This is a genomic window from Streptomyces sp. NPDC056600, from assembly GCF_042792855.1.
GTDB lineage: Bacteria > Actinomycetota > Actinomycetes > Streptomycetales > Streptomycetaceae > Streptomyces.
In genome coordinates this window covers 69,661-84,687 of record NZ_JBHTVQ010000032.1, presented here as the reverse complement: position 1 = coordinate 84,687, position 15,027 = coordinate 69,661, and the positions used below count along the sequence as shown (strand labels likewise).

Sequence of the window (15,027 nt, the reverse complement as noted above, 5' to 3'; positions counted from 1 at the left end):
CCACCGAAGTGGAGCCGGGCCTTCGCGTCGTTTCACGACCGGTCGCGACCGGCCGGGTGACCGGGTCCGATCAGTCCAGGTAGTCGCGCAGGACCTGCGAGCGCGACGGGTGACGCAGCTTCGACATCGTCTTGGACTCGATCTGGCGGATGCGCTCACGCGTCACGCCGTAGACCTTGCCGATCTCGTCGAGCGTCTTCGGCTGACCGTCGGTGAGACCGAAGCGCATGGAGACCACGCCCGCCTCACGCTCGGAGAGGGTGTCCAGGACGGAGTGCAGCTGCTCCTGGAGCAGGGTGAAGCTGACCGCGTCGGCCGGGACGACCGCCTCGGAGTCCTCGATCAGGTCACCGAACTCGCTGTCGCCGTCCTCGCCGAGCGGGGTGTGCAGCGAGATGGGCTCGCGGCCGTACTTCTGGACCTCGATGACCTTCTCCGGGGTCATGTCGAGTTCCTTGGCCAGTTCCTCCGGGGTGGGCTCGCGGCCCAGGTCCTGGAGCATCTGACGCTGGACTCGGGCCAGCTTGTTGATGACCTCGACCATGTGCACCGGGATACGGATGGTGCGGGCCTGGTCGGCCATGGCGCGGGTGATCGCCTGACGGATCCACCAGGTGGCGTACGTGGAGAACTTGTAGCCCTTGGTGTAGTCGAACTTCTCGACGGCGCGGATCAGACCGAGGTTGCCCTCCTGGATCAGGTCCAGGAAGAGCATGCCGCGGCCGGTGTACCGCTTGGCCAGCGAGACCACCAGACGGAGGTTGGCCTCCAGCAGGTGGTTCTTGGCGCGGCGGCCGTCCTCGGCGATGATCTCCAGCTCGCGCTTGAGCTTGGGCGCGATCTTGTCGGAGTTCGCCAGCTTGTCCTCGGCGAACAGACCGGCCTCGATGCGCTTGGCGAGCTCGACCTCCTGCTCGGCGTTGAGCAGCGGGACCTTGCCGATCTGCTTGAGGTAGTCCTTGACCGGGTCCGCAGTGGCGCCGGCGGCGGCGACCTGCTGGGCGGGGGCGTCGTCCTCGTCCTCGTCGGACAGCACGAAACCCGCGCTCTCGGCGCTCTCGGGCTCGTCGGCGGCCTTGCCCGGGGTCTCCTCGATCTCCTCCTCGGCCAGCTCCGGGTCGTCCTTCTTGGACGCCGTCTTCTTGGCCGCGGTCTTCTTCGCCGTGGTCTTCTTGGCCGCCGTCTTCTTGGCGGTGGTGGCCTTCTTGGCCGCGGCCTTCTTGGCGGGCGCGGCGGCCTCCGCCTCCTCGCCCTCCTCGACGGACGCCGCGGGAGCCGCGGCGGCCTTCTTGGTCACCGCGGGCTTGGCGGCGACCGAGCGGGTGGTGGTGCGCTTGGCCGTGCTCTTGGCGGCGACACTCTTGCGGGCGCGCTTGGGCTCCGCCGCGTTCACCATCAACGTCACACCCTCTTCTTCGAGGATCTGGTTGAGGCTGCGGAGAACGTTCTTCCACTGAGTGGCCGGAATCTGGTCGGCTTCGAAAGCGCGACGCACGTCGTCGCCGCCGATCTGCCCCTCAGCCTTCCCACGCTCGATGAGCGCCATGAGAGAGACGGACTCGGCGATCTCCGGCGGGAGCGTACGGGATGTGCTGGCCGACACGAACAACCTCTCGGAACGTTGGAAAACGGCTTCCGGCCCCGTCCGCAAGGACAGGAGCCGACGACCGGCGGCCTGGGGATGAGCCGACGGCGCGGGCTCGGGCCGGGAAGAACAAGCGCCGGTACGGCGTCCGTATTCCTTCCTCGGCTGTCACCTCTTAGGTCATCGCGCTGCTCCGCCGAGCGTTACGCCCAATCTGCGTGGCCCGAGTCACACCGCGAATCGGTGCAATACCGAAGATAGTCGGTCATCACCGGTCACGGAGCGACGGTTTTCCGCAGATGCCGTGATGCAGGACACCCCTCACCCCTGGGACCACGGAGGCGAGGGGAGGAAGAGGGCGGGAAAAGGAGGAGGGAGGGGCCGCCGGAATCACACCCCGGCGGCGCCGCGCCCGTCCCTCAGTGCTCGCGAGGCGCCGGAACCACGCGCTCCATCTCCGGGTGCACGGTCTCCGTGTGCATCGCCTCCGGGTGCACGCTCAGCAACTGCCGCATCGCGGCCTCGGCCGCCGGTCCGTCCCCCGCGGCGAGGGCGTCCACGATCCGGGCGTGGTGCCCGAGGGACGCCTCGTTCGGACGGTCGCATCCGGTGACCGGTCCGCCGGACACCTGGAGGGCGGAGGAGACGATGCCGGACAGGTGCTCCAGCATCCGGTTGCCGGCGACCTGGATCAGCAGGGAGTGGAACTCGGCGTCGGCCCGGGAGAACGTGAGGGCGTCCCCCTGTGCGACCGAGTGGTTCATGATCTCGACCATGTCGGCGAGACGCTGCTGGACGTCCTCACGGCCGTGCCCGGCGGCGAGGCGCGCGGCGAGCGGCTCGATCGTCCAGCGCAGTTCGGTCAACTCCCGGCGCTGGTTGTCGCGCTGGGGGCCGAAGGCGCGCCATTCGATGATGTCGGGGTCGAGCAGGTTCCAGTCGCTGACCGGGCGCACCCGGGTGCCGACGTTGGGCCGGGCGCTGACCAGACCCTTCGCCTCGAGCACGCGGAGTGATTCACGGACGACGGTGCGGGACACCTCGAACCGCTGGCCGATCTCCTCGGGAACGAGCGGGCGGTCCGCGCCCAGGTCTCCGGAAACGATCATCTGTCCGAGCTGCTGGACGAGTTGGCCGTGCAGCCCGCGGCCGCGGCTTCCGGCGGCACGGCGGCCGCCGACCCGGCCGAGCTCCGGCTCCGTCTCCCAGACGGGCGCGCCGACGCGGTCGCCCGCGGGCCCTTCGGCGTAGGGGTAGCGGTCGAGTTCGCCCGGCCCGGCCAGGCCGGAGTCGACGGAGCGGGCGGCGGTCATCATGGTGTGCGCAAGGGTACTCACGTCATCCTTTGTCGGCGTTGGCGCCAACTCCCTTGAGCGCTTTGGTGAAAAGCACACGAAAGGGTGATCGCTCACTCCGCCTCAATTGACGCCTTATCGGAAAGAATTGTGACGTTCCAAGGCGAGTTGGGCGTACGGAGGGCATCGGCCCTGTCGAACGGTCGCCTTCGCGCGCGAAACAGCCGCGGAACGGCCACGGTGCGCAGGGTCGCCCACAGGTACCCGCACAGCAGGGCGGCCAGCGACAACAGCATCGCCGTGCCCAGGGGTTGGCCGATCATCCGCAGCGCCTCGGCGGTCGCCCCGTCACGGACGACGGGCCATCGGGCGAGGAGTTCGCCGGCGGACGGTGACGCTGCGCCACGCCCGGACCCGGGGGTCATGAGTCCGGCGGCCCGGTCGACCAACGGGGCGGCGACGAGCGGGACCGCGAGGACCGCGGCCAGGGCGCCGGTCACGGACCGGAAGAGTCCGGCGGCCAGAACGCCCGCCCACGCGCAGGCGACGACCAGCGCGAGCCAGACCGCCGCCGACGCCTGCCACCGCGGTGGCAGGGTCGCGGACTCCGCACCGAGCAACAGGCGCAGCACCAGCGCGTCGATGCCCACGGCGGCCACCGCCGGTGCCGTCGCCGTCGCCGCCGACACCAGCAGCTTGGCGGCGAGCAGCCCCAGCCGCCGGGGCACGGTGCCACGGTCCACCGCGAGGGCGGGATAACGGAATTCGTGGCCGAAGGACAGGGCGCCCAGCAGTGCCGCGCCGAGCGCGGCGGGAGGAAGGGGCAGTTCGTCGGGCCAGGCGGCCAGCAGCCGGGTCTGCGGGGTGTGCCCGACGCGGGCCAGCAGCAGGGTGAGCGCCGCGGAGGTCAGGACGACGGCGACGCAGGTGCGGGGCCAGACACCGGTGCCGCGGGCACGCCGGAACTCGTAGCGCAGCGGGCGCGTCGGTGAGAAGGAGCGGCGTGGGCGGAGCGGTGGGCGGGGCGCCGGGCCGTGCGGTGGTTGCCGCTCCGGGCCGCCGTCGCCGCCCACGACCGCGGGCGCGACGGGGTCACGGTCCGAACCCGAGGCGGCCGAGCCCACCGCGATCCGCTGTTCCCGCGCCTCCTGGTGGTGGACGAGGGTTCCCCCCACGTCGTCGAGCGCGCCGTCTCCCCGGTAGTGAGCACCGGCGACGCCACAGCCTGCGCGGTCGAGGCCGACGCCCTCATCGCCCTCGGCACCACGACCCTCGGCACCAGGACCGTCGACGCCAGGACCGTCGGCGCCGGAACCGCCTCCGCCGTGGTGAACACGCCCTCCCGGGCCCATGTCAGCGGTCTCCTCGGACAGTTGGTGGATCAGGACCCGGTGCCGGTAGGCGGCCTCGCCGATCTCCGCGCAGTCGCCGCCGTAGACCGACAGGCGGGTGCCGCCCTCCCGGACCACGTCCACCGGCCGGCGGGAGACGCGGGCCTCCTTGACCAGCACGTCCGCGAGGCGCCCGGCGTGCGGGGTGCGTACGGCGACACGGCGGCGCAACCGCGTCCGTGTGAACTCCGCGACGTCCTGGTCGGCGGCCACCCGCCCCCGGTGGAGGGTGATCACGTGGTCGGCGGCCCGGGCGGCCTCCCGGGGGTCCGCGGTGGTGAACAGCACCGCGCCGCCGTCGTCGGCACGGAGGCGCAGGGTGGAGTGGAGCCAGCGGGCGTCGTCGGGAGTGAGCCCCGCGACGGGTTCGTCGAGGAGCAGGGCGTGCGGGTCGGCGACCAGGGCGCAGGCCACGCCCAACCGACGGTCGGCGCCACGGGAGAGGGAGTCGAGCCGGTGGTCGCGCAGCTCCATCAGACCGCCGTCCTCCAGGAGCTCGTCGGCACGGGCGGCCGGTGTCCCGGTGGCCGCGCAGAGCATGCGGAGGTGGCCGCGGAGCGTGCGGGCCGGGTGGCCCGGCACGTCGCCGAGGAGCGCCCCGACCTCGCGCAGCGGGGCCGGTGAGGCGTGCAGGGGGCGGCCGCGGAAGTGGGTGGCGCCGCGCCCCGGCCGCAGTTCCAGCATGAGTTGGAGGACCGTGGTCCTGCCCGACCCCCGCGCGCCCAGCAGTGCGGTGACGCGGCCGGGGAGAACCTCGAAGGACACGTCGTCCACGACGGGCGGGAGTTGCTCACGCGGGGCGCTGGTGAGTCCGATGGCCTTGATCACCCGAAGCAAGATAGCGCGACAGGCTCTATTTCCTTACCATTTGCCCGTTTTGGCCACGTGGTCGCCCCGCTGCCGCCGCCCGGTCCCGGCCACTCCCCCGTCGTCGGGTCAGACCTCGGGGCGCAGCATCGGCGGATTGAGCAGCGTCGCCCCGCCGGCCCGGAACAGCTGGGCGGGCCTGCCTCCCTGCCGGGTGGTGGTGCCTCCGGTGGGGACCAGGAAGCCAGGTGTGCCGGTGACCTTGCGGTGGAAGTTGCGCGGGTCGAGCGCGACACCCCAGACCGCCTCGTAGACACGGCGCAGCTCACCGACGGTGAACTCCGGCGGGCAGAAGGCCGTGGCGAGCGAGGAGTACTCGATCTTCGAGCGGGCGCGTTCCACCCCGTCGGCGAGGATGCCGGCGTGGTCGAAGGCCAGGGGGGCGTCCTGTTCGGGGCCGGAGGGGTGCAGGAGCTCCTCGACGGGGGCCCAACGGGCGTCGCCCGCGTCGCCGCCGGCGCGCGGCGCGGGGAGGTCGGGCGCCAGGGCGAGGTGGGCGACGCTGACCACCCTCATCCGGGGGTCCCGCCCCGGGTCGCCGTAGGTGGCGAGCTGCTCGAGGTGGGCGCCGTTGTCCTGCGGGGGCTCCGCGGGGACGGCCGGGTCGTGGGCCCGCAGGCCGGTTTCCTCGAGCAGTTCGCGTGCCGCGGCCTGGGTCAGGTCCTCGTCCTCGCGCACGAAGCCGCCGGGGAGGGCCCAGCGCCCCTGGAACGGAGGCTCGCCACGGCGGACCGCCAGCGCGCACAGCGAGTGACGGCGCACGGTCAGCACCACCAGGTCGACGGTGACGGCGAAGGGCGGGAAGGCTGACGGGTCGTAGGGCATGCCGCGATCATAGTCGTCTCACTGACGATAAACACTGCTTCGCCCGCAGACCGAGGGAAGATCCACGGCGGGCACGCACACCGCCCCCGTGAGCCTCCTGCCGCACCGGCGCGGCTCCGCGGGGCCGTACGCCTCTGCCCGACGGGCCCGCCCCGATCCTCACCTGTCGCCGCGCCTCCTTCCGTCGTGGGCGCGCCCACGAAGCCCCGGTCCGCCCAAGGGCCCGCCGCCCTTACCGGGGCGGCTGAGGCGGGGGTCCGCCCGGCCCGGACCGCGCCGGTTGACTCCGGCCCGCAGCCGCGCGGGGACGCGGCAGGACGCCGGGCGCCGCTCGACGCCTCCGACAGCGAGGGCCCCGGTCCCACCTACCGGGCCCGCGTCCCCCTCCCCCGTGATCGCCGTGTCCCCCGTACTTCCCGCTCCATCCGCATGCCCCGCACCCGCGCTCTCCGACGCCGCTGCCCTTCCGTCGACGTCCGGTTCGGCTCCTCGCTCGGGCCTCTCCCCCGGCACCGGAGCGGGCACCCCGACCGCGGCCGTCACGCACCCGGTGCCGACCCCCTCCCAAGCCGCCCTGTCCGGCCCGTAGGACGCCCCCGACGCGCCCTCCAGGCTTCCCGCGGGCGCGGTGCCCTCAAGCCGGCAGGTGCCGTCGGCTCCCCCGGCCGCCACCGGCCCGCCCATGGGCGCCGGGCTCTCGGCGGCGCTTTCACCGGGGACCGCTGCGCCGTCGCTCTTGCCGGTCGGAGGACCGTCCGCCATGGGCCGAGCTCCGGCGGCCCTCACGGCGTTCCTGCGGGCCCGCTCCTCCCGCAGGCACCGCCGGACGGACTCCGGGTCCAGGCCCTCGTCGATGGCCCGGTGCAGCAGGCGGGCGAAGAGGTGGCCGGGATCGGCGGCGAGCGCCATGGCCAGCGCCTCGCGCGCCTCCACGTCGTCGCCGGTGGACCAGGCCACCCAGCCCGCCAGGGTCAGCAGGGGCGCCGCGTGCTCCCCGTAGGAACCCACGCAGCGACGGGAGAGCGCACGCCACAGCCGGAGGGCCGGGGCCGCGTCCTCGCCCTCCATCCACTCCGCGGCCCGGTCCCGAGTGACCCGGTCCTGCAGGCCGTGGACGAGCGTCGCGGCCTCCTCGTGGCTGAGCAGCTGGTCGTCGCGGAGGTCGGAGTCCAGCCCTTCCGCCTCCGGCCGGGCGGCGGAGAACCGGCCGTGCACCTGTTCGGCCAGCTCCATGGTGAGCTCGGCCACCTGGGCACGGCCGTCCATCTCGACCAGGCGCGGCAGCAACGCGGCCGCCGTCCCGTCCAGCGCGGCCTCCTGCGCGGCCACCACCGAGGTGCCCTCCCAGGGACGCAGGCGTACCCGCACCTCCTCCAGCGAGCCCCTGACGCGGAGCCCGGCGAAGGCCGAGGCCGCGGCCAGCACCGAGGTGCCGGGGAGGCCCATGGGTCTGCCCTCCACGGGACAGCAGGCCTCGTCCGAGCAGCAGTAGCTCCAGTAGCGGCCGTCGGAGAGGCACAGCGCCTCGACCACCGGCACGTCCAGTCGCCCGCACTCGGTGCGCATCAGCTGCGCAAGTGGCCGCAGGCGCTCCATGACCTCCCGCCCGGTCTCGCCGGGGCCGGGCTCCTGGCACACGTAGGCGACCATCCCGCTGACGGTGGAACCGCGCCGGGCGCTGCCGGTCACCAGACCCAGCGCCAGCTGACCGGCGGCCGGCCGCCAGTTGCCCGGCTCGGGTGGGATGCCCAGTCGCGCCCTGCCGCCGAAGCGCCCCTGCTTGCCGGAGTCGTGCAGGGCGACCAGCACCATGCTGTCCTCCGGCCGGTGCCCGAGCAGGTAGGGCAGGGCGTCGGCGAGCTCGCCGGTACTGCGCAGGGTGACCTGGGGCAGGAGGGAGTCCGGCGCGGCACCGCCGGGCGTCGCGCCCGTCCCGTCGGTCTCGTTCCGGGACGAACCGGTGATTTCTTCGCGATGTGTCATACGGCGACGATGCGGGCGATCCCGGTGATCCGTAAAGCCGTCACCCGTTCGGCTGTGGACGACCAGCCTGTGGACAAACCGCGCCTGTCGTCGCCGTCCTGTTTGATGGAGCCATGGACCAGCACCACGACACCACGGAACTGCGGACCGAGGCCGACGCCGTCCTCGCCCGGCTCGTCGGCGACGCCACAGGGCGGGCGAGACTGCGCGAGGACCAGTGGCGGGCCGTCGAGGCGCTGGTCGCCCACCGTCGCCGTGCCCTGGTGGTGCAGCGCACCGGCTGGGGCAAGTCGGCGGTGTACTTCGTGGCGACCTCCCTGCTCCGCGCGCGCGGCAGCGGCCCGACGGTGATCGTCTCGCCGCTGCTGGCGCTGATGCGCAACCAGGTGGAAGCGGCGGCCCGCGCCGGGATTCACGCGCGGACCATCAACTCCGCCAACCAGGAGGACTGGGAGACGGTCCAGGCGGAGATCTCCGCCGGCTCGGTGGACGTGCTGCTGGTCAGTCCGGAGCGGCTCAACAACCCGGACTTCCGGGACAACGTCCTGCCCGCACTCGCGGCGACCACCGGCCTGCTGGTGGTGGACGAGGCGCACTGCATCTCCGACTGGGGTCACGACTTCCGCCCCGACTACCGCCGCCTGCGCACGATGCTGCAGGAACTGCCGGCGGGCGTTCCGGTGCTGGCGACCACGGCGACCGCCAACGCCCGGGTGACGGCGGACGTCGCCGAGCAGCTCGGCACCGGGGCGGCCGGGGCGGACTCCGGCGCACTGGTGCTGCGCGGGCCGCTGGACCGGGAGAGCCTGAGCCTGAGCGTCCTCGAACTGCCGGACGCGGCGCACCGTCTGGCCTGGCTGGCCGACCACCTGGACGACCTGCCGGGTTCCGGCATCGTGTACACGCTCACGGTCGCGGCGGCCGAGGAGGTCACGGCCTTCCTGCGCCGCCGCGGGCACACGGTGGCCTCCTACACCGGGAAGACGGAGAACGCGGAGCGGCAGCAGGCGGAGGACGACCTGCTGCACAACAAGGTCAAGGCGCTGATCGCCACCTCCGCGCTCGGCATGGGCTTCGACAAGCCCGACCTCGGCTTCGTCGTCCATCTGGGTTCGCCCTCCTCGCCGATCGCCTACTACCAGCAGGTCGGCCGCGCGGGCCGCGGGGTGGACCACGCGGAGGTGCTGCTGCTGCCGGGCAAGGAGGACGAGGCGATCTGGCGCTACTTCGCCTCGCTCGCCTTCCCGCCCGAGGAGACGGTGCGCCGCACCCTGGACGTGCTGGGCGGCGCGGACCGCCCGCTGTCGCTGCCCGCCCTCGAACCGCTGGTCGAGCTGCGCCGGTCCCGGCTGGAGACGATGCTCAAGGTCCTCGACGTGGACGGCGCGGTACGCCGGGTGAAGGGCGGCTGGATCGCCACCGGCCGGCCGTGGGCCTACGACACGGAGCGGTACGCGTGGGTGGCCCGGCAGCGTGAGGCGGAGCAGGAGGCGATGCGCGCCTACGCCTCCACCGCCGGCTGCCGGATGGAGTTCCTGCGGCGTCAGCTGGACGACGAGGAGGCCGCGCCCTGCGGCCGGTGCGACAACTGCGCCGGAGCGCGCTTCACCCCCGACGCCTCCACCGGAGCCGTGGACGCGGCCCGTTCGGACCTGGGCCGGGCCGGGGTCGAGGTGGAGCCCCGCAAGATGTGGCCCACCGGCATGGCGGCCGTGGGCGTCGACCTGAAGGGGCGCATTCCCGCCTCCGAGCAGGCCGGTGAGGGCCGGGCCCTCGGACGGTTGTCGGACATCGGCTGGGGCAACCGCCTGCGCCCGCTGCTGGCTCCGCAGACCGCCGACGCAGTCGTCCCGGACGACGTGGCCCGCGCGGTCGTGGGGGTGCTGGCGGACTGGGCCAAGGGGCCCGGTGGCTGGGCCCCTGGGGTGGAGCGGGCACAGCCCAGGCCGGTGGGCGTGGTGACGGTGGCCTCCCGGTCCCGCCCCCAACTGGTCGGCTCGCTGGGCGCCCGGATCTCGGAGGTGGGACGGCTGCCGCTGCTGGGCTCGGTGGAGTACACCCAGGACACCCCGCCGCCGCACCGGAGCAACAGCGCGCAGCGGCTCAAGGCCCTGCACGACTCCCTGGTCGTGCCGCCCGCCCTGGCCGCCGCGCTGGAGGGCGCTCCCGGCCCCGTGCTGCTGGTGGACGACTGGACGGAGACGGGCTGGACGCTGGCCGTGGCGGCCCGGCTCCTGCGCCGGGCGGGAGCGCCGGGGGTGCTGCCGCTGGTGCTGGCCGTACAGGCCTGAGGCGGGGCGGCCAGGGCCCTCCGGGCCGCGGCCCGGTCCACTCGCGCGCGGCGACGAACACGCAGCGTGTCGGGGGGAACGCGGAACTCGCGGTTCACCGGAGCGGCAGGCGGAACCGGAGCGTCCTGATTACTCTGTGCGCCGGTTGGCGCGCCTGCGCCGCGGGGATATTCACGACGGAACATCAGAAAGCGGTCAGCGGTCCCAATTGCTCGTTGCCGACGCTCAGTTCGAGGGCAAGAATTGAGATCCGCCCCCGCGTTGACCCGCCGTCGAACGGCCGGGCGCCTCGTGGTGCGCTCCCCCGAATCCGACCCCGCCCGCGCTGTGGGCGTACCTGCCGAAGGGAGGACCGTGACCTTCGGATTCGCCCCGTCCTCCGCGGCAGCCGCGTCGACGTCCGCCGACCCGTCCGCCGCGTCCGCCAGTCGCCTGCTCGAGCCCGCGGAGTGGAGCGCCGCCGAGGTGCCGCTGCTGCGCAGCCCTCGCGAGGTCGTCAACGGCCTGCACTCCAGGCACCTGCCCAAGCCCGACACCGCGGTGGTCGCCGTCCTCGACCCGGACGAACGGCTGCGCGCCAGCGCCTCGTTCGTCCGCCGGCCCGGCACGCCCGCGGACGGCTGGATGTTCCGCAACGCCCTGCTGGCGCAGTTGCGCCGGGTGATCCCCCACGACCTGCGCCGCCGCAGCCCGGTGCGCACGGCGGTGCTGCTGTACTGCCGCGAGGGCGACGGCCGCTGGACCGAGGAGGACGGCGCCTGGATGTGGGGCCTGCGGGACGCCTGCACGCTGCACGGGCTCCGTTGCGGCGCCTACATCACCCTGACCAGGGACGGCTGGCAGGTCCAGGGCGAGGGCCGCGGCGGCCGGCGCCCCCATCTGGAGTCGCCGCCCGAACTGTTCGGCGGCGCGGCCCCCATCCCGCTGCCCCGCACGGGCGGAGCGGCGTCCGAGATCCTGCGGCGCGCGGCGGCCCGCTGAGCGCGGGACCACCACCGGGCGTACGGGACGACCGTCCCTGGTCCGCCCGCGGCGCGGGCGGACCAGGGCTCAGACCCTGGCGCCCAGCGCCGCGTCGACCCGCTGCGGCTCGCCGCAGACGATCAGCAGCGCACCGGCCAGGCGCAGCGCGCCCGGCAGCGCCTCGGCCACCCCGGCGTCGGTGCCGCCGTTGACCGCGACCACGGCGACCGGCCGCGGCGCGAGCCGGTGCAGCGTGGCCGCGCCGGCGTAGAAGACGTCGTCGCCGGCGTCGTGCTGCGCCCAGTAGGCGGCTTCGCCGAAGGACAGCTCGTGGGCGGCCCACGGGTGGGGGTCGCCGGTGGTGATCAGCAGGATCTCGCCCGGAGCGCGACCGGAGTCGAGCAGCAGGTCGACGGCCTCCTCCGCGGCGTCCAGCGCACCGTCCAGCGGGGCGGGGATCAGCTGGATCTGCGGGGTGCCGACGGCCGGGGCCGCCGGTGCGGCCTGCGGTGCGGGCTTGGGGGCCGTGCGCTGTGCGGGCGTGACCGGGCGCGGACCCGGTCGGCCGGGACGCGCGGCGGCCGCGGGGCGCGGGCCGGGGACGGGGCGGGGGGTCGGCACGCTACGGCTGGGGGCCGCAGCGGTGCTGCCCTGGGCGCTCTCGGGAATCTGGGGCTCCTCGGGACTGAGAGGCATGGCTCGATGTCTGTCAAATGTCGGCGCCCCCAGTGGGTCGGGGGCACGTCAGGGGGTGGTACCGCGGGAAGCGAGCTGGTCAGAAGTCGAAGCCCAGCTGGCCCTCGATCTCCGGAACGCTCGCCTCCGCCCAGGTGCGGACCTTCTTCAGGTGCCGCCACCGTGGCAGCGCATCAAGATACGCCCACGACAGCCGGTGGTGAGGAGTGGGTCCCCTTTCCTCCAGCGCGGCACGGTGGACGGGGGACGGATAGCCGGCGTTCGCCGCGAAGGCGAAGTCCTCGTGGGCCGTGCCCAGTTCCGCCATCATCGCGTCCCGCTCCACCTTGGCGATCACCGAGGCGGCGGCGACGGCGACACAGCTCCGGTCACCCTTGATCACCGTGCGCACCTGCCAGGGGGCGCCCAGGTAGTCGTGCTTGCCGTCCAGGATCACCGCGTCCGGCCGGACCGGAAGGGCCTCCAGCGCGCGCACCGCGGCGAGCCGCAGCGCGGCAGTCATGCCCATGTCGTCGATCTCCTCGGGCGAGGAATGCCCCAGCGCGTAGGCGGTGACCCAGTCGCGGAGCTCGACGGAGAGTTCGTTGCGCCGCTTCACCGTGAGCAGCTTGGAGTCGGTGAGGCCTTGGGGCGGACGGCGGAGGCCCGTTATGGCCGCGCAGACCGTGACCGGGCCGGCCCAGGCGCCGCGACCCACCTCGTCGACACCGGCGACGACCTTGGCTCCGGTCGTGGCGCGAAGGGAGCGCTCGACGGTGTGTGTGGGCGGTTCGTAGGGCATGACGCTCTTAGCCTACGCCGCCCCCGGACGGGCAGAACCCCCGGCCTCGTGCCGACCCGGCCGCCACCGTCCCGGTTCGCGTTCGCGCACGTCGCGTGAGACGCGCAGAGTCACGTGGACGGGCGGAGCGTCATTCCCGCCGAGTCACTCCTCAGGACGCTTCACGGCGCAGGAGGGCCACGGTTCGGCGCTCCGGCCGACCCGTCTCCGGTCGGCGCTCTCCGCGACCAACGATCCATCGTGGATCGCACATGCGAACAGTCATACACGCCTCGTCGTGGCCGCACGGGCCCACCCCGCGCGTGCCCCCGGACCGGCTCCGCACAAGGGCGAGGACCGGCCCGCGTTCACCGCGAGGCCGGTCCCGGAGCAGAACCCCGTCGGGCGCCGCGGGGAGCCGGAGCCCCGCGCGGCGCCGACGGCCTACTCGTAGAGGTCGTCCTCCCAGCGGGAGCCGAGGTCGCACGACTGGAGGTCCCGGTCGGCCGGCCGGTCGGCAAGGATCCGGCGGGCCTCCCGCTCGCTCCAGCTGGTGGCGTACCAGGGCGTGGCCTCCTCCAGCTCGTCGGCGTACTCGGCGAGCAGGCAACTGCGCAGGGGCTCCTCGAGACGATCGAGGGCCGGCACCGCGTCGACGGACAGGTCCTCCAGGTACTCCCGGTCGATCTTCCCGTTCGCCGTGTACCGGGTGACGTTGTGCTCGGCGATCAGCGCGTCGGGGGACATCAGGCCGAACGCCAGCACGCCCGCGGCGGCCGAGACGGCGACGGCGCGCGGCAGCCACCGGGCACCCCAGACACCCGCCGCCATGACCAGGACGATCACCAGACCCAGCCAGAACTCCATGGCGAGCACGGAGATCCTCAGCCGGGTCAGGCCGTAGGCGTCGACGTACATGTCCATGCGCCGTACGGCGGAGGCCACGACGACCAGGGCGAGCGCGCAGAGCACCCCGAGGACACCGCGCACCAGCACGCGGTCGCGCGGCCCCGACCGGGGCGCCGTGCGGGCGGCGACGATCACCACGACCAGGAACAGCAGGGTGACGATCAGCAGCTGCCAGAAGCCCTGGCGCGCGTACTCGGAGTAGGTCAGACCGGTCTTGTCCAGCACCGCGTCGTAGCCGCCGAACAGCACCGCCAGCTGCACCGCGTTGAACGCCGCGAACAGCACGGTCAGCACGATCAGCGGCAACGCCCATTCGGTGCGGCCACGGGGCCGTCCGGCGGGAATCCGGGTGCGGTCCCAGGGCACCGGCGCGGCGGCGGTGCGGGCCGCCGCGAGCGCCCCGACGACGCCGAGGGCGAACGTCACCAGCCGCAGTGGGCCGTCGGCGGGCCCCTCCAGGTCGGGCACGAGGTTGCCGAGCAGGTCCGCGAAGGCGGCGTCGGCGCCCGCGAACAGCGCGCCGAAGACGATCAGCAGCAGGACGGCCACGCCGGTCCCGCGCAGCACGGGCCCCAGCTTGCCCGAGGTGCCCGCGGCCCGTTCCTTGAGCCCGCGCGCCGCCCAGGCGAAGCCCGGGACGGTGGCCCCGCACAGTCCGAGCGGGGCGAGCAGCACGGCGGCCCAGGAACGGCCCCCGTTGAGGGCGAGCGCGCCCATGGCGAAGGCTCCGGCCACCGCGAGGAACACCGGCCAGCCGGCGTCGCGCAGCGCGGGCACCACGAGCAGCGCGAGTCCGGCCACGGCCCAGACCACCGTCCAGGGCCGCGGGCCCCGCTTCGCCCGGCGCGCGGCCGCCCAGGCCGCGACGGCGGCGGGGACCGCCGCCAGCAGCAGGTTGACTCCGAGCCCTTCCGCGAGCACCAGGGCGGCGACGAGTCCCGCCGCGAGCGCGGCCCACAGCGTCACCGTGGTCACGGGGGCCGGGGACCCGCCCCTGACCTTGTCGAACCAGCCCGGGACCGGCGGGGGTCCGGCGATCCGCGGTGGGGGCGCCCATGTGCGGTTCGGCGGCGGCCACGCACCGGTGGCGCCGGCCGGGGCCTTGTCCCCACCGGACCCGGACCCGGCCGCGGCCGGGTCCGGGTTCGGGTCCGGGTGAGGCGTCCCCGGGCCGTCACCGCCCTGCGTCACGCCCTCCCGCTTCTCGCCGGACCCGTCCTGAGGCTCCTGAGGTGGTATGTCGGACAACCGGGACCCCTCCCCCACCGCACGGCGGTCGAGGCCCGACGGTCCTGCCGGAACACACGCCGGTGCGGCGCGGGGCGGAACGGGGCCGGTCCCGGTGCGGTGTGTCGTGATGAGCGCCGCGTGATCACCAGGCAGCGGCGGCTCACGCTAGTACCGCCCGTCGGGAGCGGTCCGGAACGGAGGAGTCTGTGGCAACCCTGTGGCATGTCTGTGA

At 74.0% G+C, this 15,027-nt stretch carries 10 protein-coding genes; 2 read left to right on the top strand and 8 right to left on the bottom strand.

Going from position 1 to position 15,027, the window contains the following annotated elements; translation table 11 throughout:
• Positions 1-70 precede the first annotated feature (70 nt).
• From ACFRAV_RS17805 to ACFRAV_RS17785, 5 genes are all read right to left on the bottom strand, one after another.
• On the bottom strand, positions 71-1,603 hold the full coding sequence (locus tag ACFRAV_RS17805) for an RNA polymerase sigma factor (protein WP_382556494.1): 1,533 nt from the start codon (positions 1,601-1,603) through the stop codon (positions 71-73).
• A 401-nt stretch (positions 1,604-2,004) separates the two neighbouring features.
• Entirely contained in the window at positions 2,005-2,922 is a 918-nt protein-coding gene (locus tag ACFRAV_RS17800) for a FadR/GntR family transcriptional regulator (protein WP_382556491.1), read from the bottom strand.
• Positions 2,923-2,993: 71 nt separating this feature from the next.
• Entirely contained in the window at positions 2,994-5,099 is a 2,106-nt protein-coding gene (locus tag ACFRAV_RS17795; RefSeq protein ID WP_382556489.1) for an ATP-binding cassette domain-containing protein, read from the bottom strand.
• A gap of 108 nt (positions 5,100-5,207) precedes the next feature.
• A complete protein-coding gene (locus ACFRAV_RS17790) occupies positions 5,208-5,963 on the bottom strand; it encodes an NUDIX hydrolase (protein ID WP_351117493.1) in 756 nt (251 codons plus the stop codon).
• A gap of 159 nt (positions 5,964-6,122) precedes the next feature.
• A complete protein-coding gene (locus tag ACFRAV_RS17785; protein WP_382556486.1) occupies positions 6,123-7,946 on the bottom strand; it encodes a DUF4192 domain-containing protein in 1,824 nt (607 codons plus the stop codon).
• 113 nt (positions 7,947-8,059) lie between these two features.
• Here ACFRAV_RS17785 and ACFRAV_RS17780 point away from each other — a divergent pair, with 113 nt between their 5' ends.
• Both ACFRAV_RS17780 and ACFRAV_RS17775 read left to right on the top strand, forming a co-directional pair.
• Positions 8,060-10,237 (top strand): DEAD/DEAH box helicase, encoded by a 2,178-nt coding sequence (locus ACFRAV_RS17780; protein WP_382556483.1) that lies wholly within the window; start codon positions 8,060-8,062, stop codon positions 10,235-10,237.
• A gap of 354 nt (positions 10,238-10,591) precedes the next feature.
• A complete protein-coding gene (locus ACFRAV_RS17775) occupies positions 10,592-11,218 on the top strand; it encodes a hypothetical protein (RefSeq protein WP_382556481.1) in 627 nt (208 codons plus the stop codon).
• A 69-nt stretch (positions 11,219-11,287) separates the two neighbouring features.
• On the opposite strand, the gene ACFRAV_RS17770 is transcribed toward ACFRAV_RS17775, so the two are convergent.
• The 3 genes from ACFRAV_RS17770 to ACFRAV_RS17760 form a co-directional block, all read right to left on the bottom strand.
• Positions 11,288-11,896: a hypothetical protein gene (locus ACFRAV_RS17770; protein ID WP_382556478.1), complete on the bottom strand. Its 609-nt coding sequence runs from the start codon at positions 11,894-11,896 to the stop codon at positions 11,288-11,290.
• A 79-nt stretch (positions 11,897-11,975) separates the two neighbouring features.
• Entirely contained in the window at positions 11,976-12,677 is a 702-nt protein-coding gene (locus ACFRAV_RS17765) for a ribonuclease HII (RefSeq protein WP_351117498.1), read from the bottom strand.
• A 423-nt stretch (positions 12,678-13,100) separates the two neighbouring features.
• The gene (locus ACFRAV_RS17760) at positions 13,101-14,540 is read right to left on the bottom strand and encodes a DUF4153 domain-containing protein (RefSeq protein WP_382556475.1); all 1,440 of its coding nucleotides are present in this window, start codon (positions 14,538-14,540) and stop codon (positions 13,101-13,103) included.
• Positions 14,541-15,027: the final 487 nt, after the last annotated feature.